This is a genomic window from Vibrio sp. 2134-1, from assembly GCF_033339495.1.
The window spans coordinates 1-764 of the sequence record NZ_JAWOUS010000336.1; the positions used below are offsets into that span (position 1 = coordinate 1).

1 protein-coding gene is annotated in these 764 nt (G+C 48.0%); it reads right to left on the bottom strand.

Going from position 1 to position 764, the window contains the following annotated elements; all coding sequences use genetic code 11:
• Window positions 1-76 precede the first annotated feature (76 nt).
• On the bottom strand, window positions 77-764 hold a 688-nt coding region (locus R7R78_RS25830), incomplete at its 5' end, for a LysR substrate-binding domain-containing protein (protein ID WP_225474581.1).

Below are 764 nucleotides of genomic sequence, written 5' to 3' on the forward strand. Positions count from 1 at the left end.
CGAGACAGTTGTTTAAACCGGCTCTGTTGAGCGGTTGTGAGAAAAGGCCATCATGTTGATGGCCTTTTTATTTGTCTCAATATTTCCAATCTAGCGGAACACTTTGGTGAATATCTTCAAGCAGTACGGATAAGCGAAGAGGATGACGCCCTGCTGGTGTATAACAGTTGATCGTTATTGGCTCTGAAAGCCAGCCTTCAAGGCATGGGGTGATACGGCCGGGGTGATGTTTCTCATACCCTTGTGCAGTCCAAGTCGGCAAGAGACCAATGCCGTGTCCGTTGGCGATACTATCGATCTGCATAGCAATGTTGTCGCTATAGAGTCGGCTGACAAATGGTTCTAGAAAAAACTCCCCTTGTTCAGGGTGCGAGAGTAGCAAACCATTCTCTTGTATCGACCCAAAATCTATCCACGGATGTTTGTTTAGTTCTCTCGGGTGGTGGATGGAGCCATGCTTTTCGATGTAGTTTGGCGACGCGAATGGGGTGTAACGAAATACGCCAAGCGTTTCTTTGCGCCAATCCAGCCCTTTGTGTTCACCTAGCCAGATAAACAAATCTGGATCGTGGTGTGTATCGGAAAAATCACTGGTGAGCTGGACTCTGACGTCAGGGTTATCCGCCAGAAATTCATTGAGCACATCGCCTAACCAACTGCGAACTAACGCTGCGTGGCAAACGATATGTAGAGAGCCTGATACTTGATTATTTAAGCCTTGAAGCGCCTCATAACTTTCCTCGCTGAGCTCTAGGATCGGGCGG